Origin of the sequence: Candidatus Syntrophosphaera thermopropionivorans (genome assembly GCF_004353895.1) — a bacterium.
Classification (GTDB): domain Bacteria; phylum Cloacimonadota; class Cloacimonadia; order Cloacimonadales; family Cloacimonadaceae; genus Syntrophosphaera; species Syntrophosphaera thermopropionivorans.
Window position 1 is genome coordinate 1 of record NZ_SMOG01000033.1, and the last position, 10,322, is coordinate 10,322.

A 10,322-nucleotide genomic window follows, 5' to 3' on the forward strand; every position below is an offset into this window, starting at 1 on the left:
GCTTCAATTTTCTGATAGTAATTTGATTTTATTCTCATCAAATTAACAAAACCGCCTTCCCCTTCAATTCTGGCTCCAATAAATACATCTTGCAGTGCATTATAAAACTTTTGTTCTTTAGTCATACTATTTTCCTACTATTTTCTTTTATTATCTATCATAAAGTTCATACAAAGAAATCCTGTGAAACTATGTCAATTATTTTATCTTTCGTTATTGATGAATTATCTCGTCAATCCTATCTGATAACTACACCTTCAATGAAAATTAATTTTCCCTTTGCCTTTTTAACCAGTGCGATCCTTTCTTTATCATACTGCTCCAACAGAGTTAATGTTTTGGCATAGTTTGAAAGCAAACTTAAAATTTCTTGTTTTTGTCCGGCAAGCAATTCGTGTTTTGATTTCTCTTGCAATAAAACAATAGTTTCCTGCAAATCTTTCAAGTTATTGTTTATTTGCAGGAGAAATTTTTGGTTTATTGTGTATCCCCTGATTATCTGAAGGGAAACATTATATAGTTATCGTATTCCTAATTTGTTATATCTTAGGTTTTTATCATTATTTCATCAGGACCATACGCTTGATTTGATTTGATTTTCCATTGGATAGAGAGTACATATATATTCCAGAGGATACATTGTTTCCATTACTGTCTGTTCCATCCCAGACAATATTATGAGTTCCTTTTTCCAGATTTCCTTTAACTAAAGTCTTCACAAGTTGACCCTTAAGGTTATAAATGTTTAGAGTATAGGGATTGGTAATATCGTTAACGATAAACTGGATATTAGTTGAAGGATTGAAAGGATTGGGAGAATTTTGTAATAATGTGAATTTAGAGATTGAGGGAATGACAGGATCATTAATAGCTGTAGTTTCGTTGGATAGTTTCTGAGCATAAAGTCCCAGGATTTCTGTTTTACCGCTGGATCTTCCATCAGCCCAAACGACATAGGCTTCATTATTAATAACGGCAATCATAGGATTGTATTGATTCTTTTTGGCATCACATAAAACATATCCACCCGGATCATTGCATACCATAGAACCATTACTATTTATATATTTATAATTAATATTAGATTCTTCAGTTACTGTATTATAATAATCTGTCCAGGCTATCACCATACCGCCATTATTAAAACGTGCGAGATAAGGAGCAGTTTGCATACTATCTTTTTGCACCACATAATAACCAAAATCCCCCCATTGAGGGATACCGGTAAGAGAATATTTTTGGGTAAGAATATCACCCATTCCAGCTATATTTTCAGTCCAAGCAAAGACGATTTCATTTCGGTATAGGGGATTTTCTGCAATAGAAACATTTAGCTGTTCTCTACCATAATCTGCAAGATTGACCCCTAAGGGATCCCAGAGTCTTTCACCATTGGAAGAGATATGTTGTCCATAATAATTCTCTATGTCATCGCCACGAGCATCTTTCCACATCACAAAGATACCTTCATCTGTCAGAGTAGAGACAGGAAATCTCTGCCTACAATCCCAATTAGTAATAGGATAGGTGGAAACTTGTAATCCAGATTCGGGCCAACCCTGAGCAGTTTGACCATTTGCATCAACTTTTTTAGTAAAAATACTCTGAGTAAATTCTATTAAATTAGCATCCTGCCAGGTAAAATAGTTTTCCTTAAGCTCATTTTGACTGCATTCGTGGTACAAGAATTCCTCTTCAGGATAATAAGATATTTTTATACCATCAGGTCCCCATTGCTTCTGTTCGTTTTGAATCATTTGACCATATACATAAAAGCGTAAGTTTCCACTATGAGATTCATAATTAGACCAGCTTATATACACCTGGTTTTGATCTGCTTTATAGGATACACGTGGGTTTTTTTGTTCTATTGGGATACTTTCCGTTAGAGGAATACCATAATCTCCCCAAAGCCGATTACCGTTAGCATCAAGATGCTGAAGATAAATATTTGGATTTTCGTCGCGAGCATCTACCCAGGCAAGCACAATGCTATCATCAGATAAAACTGCAGCTGCGGGATTAGATTGATTAGCTCCAGTAGAAAGCGTCACAGGACGTCCATTAGGTTCTAAATCTATAGAACCGTCTGAATTGAGAAATTGGAAAAATATCTGGTAACCCATATTAGCAAATCTGGTATCCTGCCAGATAATAACAACATCCTGACTACGAGGAAGAATAAGATAATTGTTCAGAGGTGTATCACCACTTAAACCCCAGAATACTAATTCACCATTTTCAGGTAATTGAGCAACACCTGCTGAATTATATACCTGATAGTAGAGACCAACACTTCCATTACGCATATCCATCCAATTGATAAACACCATATTATTGCTAACTTTAACCAGAGCACTATTTTGCTGATTAGGAGCATTGCATATGGGTCTGCCGTTAGCTTCCCATAATGCTGTGCCAGTGGCAGAAAGATGTTGACCATATATATCATCATTGGGGGTATCACCATTTCGTAAATCATCCCACACAATATAACAACCACCATTGGAATCTGGAGTAAGACGCGCTTCATTTTGAGCAAATTCAGCTACGCATAAAGGAACTCCATCAACATCCCACAAAAGATCTCCAGCAGCATTTATTTTTTGAACAAAGAGATCAGTAGCATAATTATCCAATCTTTTATCTTCCCAAACAATAATCACAGCATTATCACTTGTAGCTACGATTCGTGGATTCAATTGAGGAGCAAAGTTTGCCGTCCCTGAATCTCCAAAAACGATAAAAGGATCACGCCAGAGTATATTGCCATTTAGGTCAATTTTCTGAGCATAGATATCGGGATCCTCATTTCGTTGATCTTCCCACACAAATACGAATTCACCATTGGTTAATGTAGCCATACGCACTTTACCTTGATTTCCTGGGGCATTACTGATAATGGTAGGTTGTTGCCAAGCCATTGTCCCATTAGAAAGAAAACGCTTAGCAAAGATATCTTCAAGACCACCAAAAGAATAAGTGTAGGCAATTATAAATCCACCTTGACCATCAGGCAACATTGTGTTCTGCACTTCATCCCCAATATCATTAGCGATAGGAATTCCATTAACTTGCCAGAGAGGAGCACCTGAAGAGTTTAAATGCTGTCCATAAAGGTCTTTACCTGGATTACGAGAATCAACCCAGATAATATAAACACCCCCTTCATTATCAGATTCCATATTAAGAGAAATTTGCACATTAGGATAGGTGCAGACAGGTACACCACCTGTTTGCCATAATAATTGACCCTGAGCATTTATTTTCTGAGCATAGACATTACCATCCAGGTCATCGGAAAAATCAATCCAAGCTATAACAAAATTATTATCTGAGGTCATAGTTATAACAGGGTCTTCTTGACGGTCTGGTTTTCCATCTATCAAAAGAGGCTCACCCCATACTGCATTACCTTGAGCATCAACTTTTTGTGCCCAGAGGTCACGTTCTCCAAGCTTTGTATCACTCCAAACATAGATTGCACAACCATCTGCAGTTTGTGTGCCAGAGCGAAACCATTCAATATTAACACCTTGCCGGATAGGGATAGGTTCCTGCCAGAGCAGTTCTGCTGAAAGATTAATAATTAATCCCATTAGCAGTAGGAAGAAAATTGACTTTTTCACAGGTAACTCCTTTCTGATTTGTATAACACATTAATTTTTTATACAGATATAATTAAATGCAATTTCCTTTCCAAAGAAGGGAAATAAGAATTAAATAATATTAACGAGAATAAACTGTTCTACCCGCTATAACTGTTTCTATAACGGGAAATTCATATCCATAGAAGCATATAGCTGAGATCAAACTATCTTCTGGTATGGGTTCAGGAGGTAATTTCAGAAAACAGAGATCTGCTTCTTTGCCTGAATCCAAAGAGCCAATTTTATCCTGGTAACCCAACAGGGTTGCATTACCTAAAGTGATATGATAGAAAAGGCGTTCAGGAGAAATTGAATAAACACTCTGTCTGTAGTTTGCCATCTTAGAATGATATAGCATATTCAAGGTTGTACCAGCAGCAACATCACTTCCAATACCTATTTTAAGATTTCTGGAATATAGCGCTTCATAATTAAATTCACCACTTTTTAAGAAAAAATTAGAATCTGGGCAGTGAGCTATTTTGCAATCGTATTTTGCCAAGATATCCATTTCAGTTGGAGAAAGGTGAATGCAATGTGCAAGTATAGTATGAGGAGTTAACAATCCAGCGTTTTCATATACCTGAGTGTAGGTATCCGTTCCAAATAATTGTATAACATTAGCTATTTCAATCTGATTTTCGGAAAGATGAGTTTGAATCCAGGCAGAATTATCCTGCGCAAATCTGGCAATCTTTTCTATTAAATTAAAAGAACAAGATATAGCAAAACGAGGTGAGAAAATATAATCCTGAAGAGGACTAACATTATGATATTTATGATATAATTCCACGCTTTTCTGAAAGACAAAATCGGTGCTTTGCAGCAATTCAGAAGGGGCATTTTGGTCCATTATGGTCATTCCTATCAAGGTACGCGCACCAAATTTTTGTGCTATAGAAAAAGCTGTTTCACAAGCTTGAGGATAGGGAGCAGTATAGATAACGGAAGTAGTAGTTCCCGCGGCAAAAAGAGCTTGAAAGAAATCAGTTGCTATTTTTTCTGCAAAGTCAAGATTTTGGGAAAGAGCTTCTTCAGGGAAAACATTCTTTTCTAACCAGGAAAGTAGCGAAGGTTCATATCTGCCTCTAATCCGATACTGAGAGAGATGAGTGTGAATATCAATTAAACCGGGAAGGCACAGTTCATCCAGCCTTTCTTCACAATCTAAGTCTACACCTGGTTGATAAGAATGGATATTATTAATTATACCATCTTCCCAGGAGATAACATAGTCCAATCCGATAAAAGCATAGTCAGGACTAACTGGATTTACTATATTAGTTCTTATCTTTCGCATATTTAACCCGTTCTATGGACAAAACTGTAGCATTACCCAGACCGAAGTGCAATTCCTGAGCATTTTGTGAAGTTGTTCCTTTAGCTGAAGCTAATTCTCTTATTAAAGTTCTTTGTTTCCCATCAGCATCCCGTAAAATTAATTTTACCCTGGTGCCAAAAGCAGGGGAAGTAGGAAACTGACTGAACTTTACTGGATTATCTATTAAAATGATTTTATCATCCTGCCAAACTGGTTTAATAAATATAGAGTTATTAGTAGTTTGAGTCTTATTAAGAAGAATCTTGTCTCCACTTCCACTGGCTATAACAAGATCAGTTAACCCATTTCTATCAAGATCAGCAGTGGCATTACCCCAACCATTATAAACTCTTGCGCCCGCAAGAAAGGTGATATCAGTAAAAGTGCCATCTCTATTATTTTTATATATATAGGAGCGTTCATTTTTATAGATTGAAGTTATAAATAAATCCAGATAGCCATCATTATCTGCATCCAGCCAGAGTGGATCAGAATGACATTCATCATAGGTGATACCAGCTGATTTAGTTATATCTGTAAACTGCCAGAACCAGATAGTGTCAGATTCAATAATTTTATAACTAAGTCCGTCATTTCTAAGTAATTGACTGATATCGGAAAATTCAATAAATCGAGGATGAGCAAGGTTTGCAACAAACAAATCTAAATCTCCATCATTGTCAAAATCGCCCCAATCTGCTCCAATACTGTGTCCATAAAAGCCATCTTGGTAGTGCCCAGTTAAGCAATAAAGTGCAGCAACATCAACAAAAATGGAATCTTTTTGATCCCAGCAAAAGTTTCTATTCAACCTATAATTTGTAACCAGAATTTCTTGTTTTCCATCATTATCAAAATCAGAAGGAGCCACACCTCTACCAGCTAAGCCTGGATTATCTGCATAGGTTGGAGAGCGAAAACCTCGTTTTACACTTTCATCTTTGAAGTAACCGTGGTCATTATGCCAAAAGAAATCAGGATAACCGCTTCTAATTTGCCATTGCTCATAATTTGCACAATATAGACTGGGATAACCTTCTCCATCAATATCAATCCAGGCAGCACCTTCAGTTGGATAATGGTCATCTACATCTCCAGCACGTTCGTTGACTTTAACAAAGCGAAGACCATCTTGATTCTTCATTAGAGATTCACCCAAACCTTCAGAATTATGAGAGATAGTAACAAAATCCAGATAACCATCCCGATTAAAATCTGCCCATAATGCTCCATTTGCACTAAGATTAGCTACATTCATAGTATCACTAACTTCAGTAAAACTCTGTCCTGAATCATTGTGCCAGAGTGAATGTCCGTCAAAAAGGAGGTCATTATAACCATCGTTATCGTAATCTCCAATAGCAATTCGGGAATAGTGTTTATCAGGGAAAGGATATTCCTCAAAGATTATTCCATCATAATTCATAATCTCATGTAGCCAGGCAATTAGTTCTTTATCAACATTTAGCTTATTTTTAAGAAATTCCAAATCGTGAAGACAGGAATCATCATATTTTTTTCTCGGTGAACCATAAACCAGAGCAGTCGTATATTCTTTAGCTGCTGTTTGCAGATAGTTTTTTTGACTGATGAGGACATTGATTTTACCTTTCCAGTAATGCAATTCTGCCAGTTCACCACGATCATTATTATCAAATTGGATAACTGAAATGTCCTCCAAGAGTTGTATAAGAGCATCATTAGGTTCATTAAAAAGTGCATAAATATTTTCTTCATCACCATAAAGATTTAAATCTGCCAGCAGGCTATAATATTCTCCTTTAACCTTGGTTAATAAAAGTCTATTACGCCATTGTTCTGGGGTATAAAGATCATAAACCACACGAATTTCTTGGTCAGAAGAGTAATCTTTTAATGCAGAATCTAACATATAAATAGCTTGGTTGAGAATCAAACGATTATTAGATAATTCCTGATTCCTGCGATAATCTGGACTTAAAGTATAAAGAGCAGATATGTATAAACATTCAGCTGAACGGTATCCTTGTTCCTGTATACATTGGTGCATTATATCATATTGCCCAAGGCTTAAATAATGGTATAATTTATAAAAGTAAGTGGCTTGAGTCCATTGTGAAAGGGGGAAATGATATTCAAAACGATTAATCATAGCAAGAGCCAGAGAATCGGAATATTCCGAACTGATTTCATCTATCCAACCTCTGGCAATATCTTCAATTATCTGATTATAACCTCTTAATTGAAGAATTTGTTCCAGAAATTCTTCCTGTGTGATTTTCCCAAAATAATAATCCAGAGTGATTCTATCCTGAGGATTAGTAAAAACCTGACTGAGCTTTAGATACATCTCTTCTATTTGCTGATTCTCCAGTTGCAATCTTTCAGCAGTATTTATCCATCTGAGAGCATTCTCTAATTGATTATATTTTAAAGCTAATATTTCGTTACACTTAAGTTCAAGTTCGGGTTTTTCCGCTCGTTGACTGTATTCCAGAAGCAAACTTAGCTCTTCCTTACCTCCTTCCTGCCACTTTTGCCAAGAAGGACTATACTTTTCAATAAGGGAAAATTGTTCCGTATCTATTAACCATCTAAAATCGTCCTGAGTTATAGCAAATAATAAGCTAAAAGAAAGGAAACAAATAATTAAGAACCATTTCATTTTTTCTCCACTTCGGATATAATTTCTTCAATCTCAGATGCACTAAAATGCCAAGTAGCATTACAAAATTGACATACAGGATCAATCCCATCTCTCAATTCTTTTAATTCATCCAGACTCAATAATTTTAAAGCAGCAGCAAATCTTTCTTTGGAACAATGACAACGATATCTAACTCTATGAACAGGATAGAGCTCTAATCCACCTTCTTTAAATACAAAACTATGCAATATTTCAGGGAGATACATTCCCATATCCATTAAATCTGAAAGATTGGGCATATGATTGATGTTATTAATTAAGCGATCCGCATTTAAGCGGTCAGCAGAAGGTAATTGCTGAATGATAAATCCACCTGAAGCACGAACTTTAGCATCTTTATCAATTAGCACCCCCAAATTTACTGCAGTTGGTATCTGTTCAGATTGCTCAAAATAATATGCCAAATTCTGAGCCACATCTCCTTCAATGAGTGGTGTTAAACCTTTAGTGGGACGATCTCCAGGATAATATCGGATCACAGTTAAGGTGCCATTACCCAGATACTTAACAGGATGAAAATTTTCCTGCAAGTCATCCAGCCAAAATTTTGGCTCAAAAGCATAACCTCGCACATCACCTTGATTGTTACAGATGGTCAGGGCACCTTTCAAGGGTCCATCTCCATCAAAACGTAAAGTAACTTCTGCACCTTCATCTTTTAAATCCAAACTGAGCATAGCTACAGCTGGAATCATTTTACCCATTAAAATGGTATTTATAGGTGAAAGGTCATGTATGTCTCTTGCAGCTTGAACAGTATTGGTAGAGGATACTGCTAAGACTCGGAATTGACCATTTAAAGCCATTCCTCTCCAAAGATAATCACTTTCATTCATAATACATCCAATCTGTTGAAATTTGAGTTCCTGGATAATAGAAACTGAGAATATCCCAGTAGTTTTTTCCTTCTCTTGCCAGTCTTAAAGCTCCAGATTGGCACATTCCAACACCATGACCATATCCTTTGCCTTTCAGATTCAGGATTCCATCTGGAATTATCTCCACTTTACCATTTCTATTGGAGTTATTCTTTCCGTCAATATAGAAAAAAGAAGAACGCAATCCTCCGAATACTTCTCTTATTTTTGCTTCACCAAGTATTCGTACCTCTTCGGGACCGTAAAAACTCATATCAATAATTCTTCCCGAAACACTGCGTTGGTTAATGACAATCTTCTCAATATTATTCAACCCTAGATTATTCGCTAATTTTTTGCGAGAAATAGTATGACTCCAGCTCATACCTGATTTTTCCCAGGAGCTCATTAAGGGATCTATAGTATTTTTATCTATCCATTGTCTTGCTTGTTTTTCTTGAGTTAAATCCAGACTATCAACTCCTGAAATACAGGGAATTCCTAATAAATGGGGAAGAGGTTGACTATTCCAGATTTGATGAGCCGCATCAGTATGACCTCCACAATTACTATGATAAGGAGTATCGGCAATTCTTCCATTTATTATTAGAATTTGATTGAAGGTGCTATCTACGGCGGCTTGCACATTAGAATTAATTAAATATTTTCCTTTATAAACCTGACAATGAGTAGTATTGCAGAGGTCATATCCATCATTTCTATGCCGGTTATAAGTTAAAAGTGTAATAGAATGGGTTCTAACTGAAACTGCTTGAGCCTTCATAGCCTCTAAAGGTGCATTGTCACCTATTTCATAGGGAATAACACCTGCCACATAATCCTCTAAATAGACCAGTTGAGTGAAAACCAATCTATTATCTATTTCCTTTAAATAAAAATCTCCACTATAAGTTTCTTTATGGTTATTAATTATTAAAGGATAATCACTATGTATTCTAAGTGGGGTTTCCAGATAGTATTTTTCTCTTCTGGAAGTAGTTATTTTTACGGTTGAGCCAATGAGAGGAATATATTGCACCATTTTATCTGAAATACCCTGTGCTCTGGCATAGGCTAAGGCACTATCACGACATACAAATGAGGTATCTGCATAAATCAAATTCTCTTTCTTTAACTCTAAATGATTATCTGACCATACAAATGTTTCAGAAAGGATGCCTTCTGAATTGTCTGTCCAGGGCTCAATTCTTGATAAAATTCCCCAACAAGCTTGTTTATCTGTTTTTATTAAATCTATCTCCAATCTACCATTCATTTTTCTGCAGACTGGTAAATCTGATTCGTAAATGTTAATAGTGCTCTCTGATTCTTTTTCTGGTCTAAGAGTTATGTTATTATCAGCTTCAATTAAGACCTCAAGATAAAGCTGTCCATTTCTTATTTCGGCAGCTTTGAGAAAGGAGGCAAAGGACAGGAATGATATCAAAAGTAATACTTTAATTAATGCCTTATATCTCATTATTATACTTGATATTACTATTTAACTATAGAACCTGGAGGTGAATATTTTTCTGGAACTGCTAAAGTTAGATTCCCTTCCGATTCTATGGCTAAAATCATACCTTGCGATTTTATTCCCCTAATAGTACGCGGTTCAAGATTGACCAGCATTAAAGCTTGTTTTCCAGGTAAATCTTCTGGTTTATAATATTCAGCAATTCCAGCCACAAGTTCTCTTTCCTCAATTCCAATATCTACCTTAAGGTGTAATAATTTATCGGTTTTAGGGACTTTTTCTGCAGAAAGGATAGTCGCAACTCGGATATCTATTTTAGCAAAATCATCAT

Annotated in this window: 7 protein-coding genes; all 7 read right to left on the reverse strand. The window is 36.0% G+C overall.

Translation table 11 applies throughout. The annotated features are described in order from the left end of the window. Positions 1–238: 238 nt before the first annotated feature. Positions 239–445, reverse strand: coding sequence for a hypothetical protein (locus E0946_RS06800; protein ID WP_133201720.1), 207 nt, complete (start codon positions 443–445; stop codon positions 239–241). Between the two features lie 115 nt (positions 446–560). Then, positions 561–3,629: a FlgD immunoglobulin-like domain containing protein gene (locus E0946_RS06805; protein ID WP_243713775.1), complete on the reverse strand. Its 3,069-nt coding sequence runs from the start codon at positions 3,627–3,629 to the stop codon at positions 561–563. A 100-nt stretch (positions 3,630–3,729) separates the two neighbouring features. Then, on the reverse strand, positions 3,730–4,950 hold the full coding sequence (locus E0946_RS06810; RefSeq protein WP_133201721.1) for an amidohydrolase family protein: 1,221 nt from the start codon (positions 4,948–4,950) through the stop codon (positions 3,730–3,732). After that, a complete protein-coding gene (locus E0946_RS06815; protein WP_133201722.1) occupies positions 4,931–7,615 on the reverse strand; it encodes a CRTAC1 family protein in 2,685 nt (894 codons plus the stop codon). The genes E0946_RS06810 and E0946_RS06815 overlap by 20 nt, the downstream gene beginning before the upstream one ends. After that, on the reverse strand, positions 7,612–8,493 hold the full coding sequence (locus tag E0946_RS06820) for an Hsp33 family molecular chaperone HslO (protein WP_133201723.1): 882 nt from the start codon (positions 8,491–8,493) through the stop codon (positions 7,612–7,614). Before E0946_RS06820 ends, E0946_RS06815 begins: the two co-directional genes overlap by 4 nt. Continuing rightward, complete coding sequence (locus E0946_RS06825; RefSeq protein ID WP_133201724.1) at positions 8,486–9,994, reverse strand: SpoIID/LytB domain-containing protein; 1,509 nt, start codon at positions 9,992–9,994, stop codon at positions 8,486–8,488. The genes E0946_RS06820 and E0946_RS06825 overlap by 8 nt, the downstream gene beginning before the upstream one ends. A 17-nt stretch (positions 9,995–10,011) precedes the next feature. Next, positions 10,012–10,322: methionine--tRNA ligase subunit beta (gene metG, locus E0946_RS06830; RefSeq protein ID WP_133201725.1), on the reverse strand; the 311-nt coding region annotated here is incomplete at its 5' end.